1 protein-coding gene is annotated in these 845 nt (G+C 77.0%); it reads left to right on the top strand.

Translation table 11 applies throughout. The features are described from left to right. Window positions 1–845: helix-turn-helix domain-containing protein (locus HTZ82_RS27885; RefSeq protein ID WP_254712154.1), on the top strand; the 845-nt coding region annotated here is incomplete at both ends.

Here is an 845-nt window from a genome sequence, read left to right as displayed (position 1 = left end):
GCCGCCGACCCCGTTCCCGGATCTTCACCCCGTTTCGGTGTTCTTCACGTCAACACCCGGCACACCAGCCGCTTCACCGTCGTCGGCAACCACCTCGCCCAGCACCGGCAGTTGAGCCTTCTCGCGATGGGGCTCGCCCTGCACATCCAGTCGCTGCCCGACGGGGCCCGGATCGGGATTCGCTTCCTCGCCGCCCGGTTCCCCGAGAGCGAGCAGCGGATCGCCGCCGCCCTGCGGGAGCTGGAAGCCGCCGGGTACCTGGAGCGGCGCCGCGAGCGGCTCGACAACGGCAAGGTCGTCACCCGGACCGTCTTCTACAACCAGCCCAAGGGGCAGGTCACCTCGCCTCCGCCTCCGCCCCCGAAGCCCCCGGCCCAGCCGCCCAACCCCGCCCCCGAGCCGGAGGCCAAGCCCGCGCCTCCGCCCGATCTCGATCCCGCCCCCGAGCCGGAGGCCAAGCCCGCGCCCAAGCCCAAGGCCGCCCTCCCCGCGCCCCGCGACCCCGAGCCCGGTCGCCTCCAGGCCGCCACCGCGCTCCTCGCCGGGCTGCGGCGCGACCACCCGCGCCTCCTCCTGGCCGAACCGGACGTCCAGCGGCTCGCCCCCGCCGTCGCCGCCTGGCTGGAGCGGGACGCCCGCCCCGACGCCGTACGGCAGGCCCTCACCGCCGGGTTACCCGAGCAGATCGCCCACCCCGCCGCCTTCCTCGGCCACCGGCTCGCCGCGCTCATCCCGCCGCCCCTGCCCGACGAGCCCGCCGCCGACCGGCCCGCCCCGCTCCAGACCTGCGAGGACTGCGACCGCGCCTTCCGCGCCCCCGCACCCGGCCGCTGCCGCGACTGCCG

It is taken from the genome of Streptomyces sp. TRM64462, assembly GCF_013362995.1.
Classification (GTDB): domain Bacteria; phylum Actinomycetota; class Actinomycetes; order Streptomycetales; family Streptomycetaceae; genus Streptomyces.
Note: the sequence above shows the minus strand (reverse complement) of the source record. Positions and strands in the feature narration are given on the sequence as shown.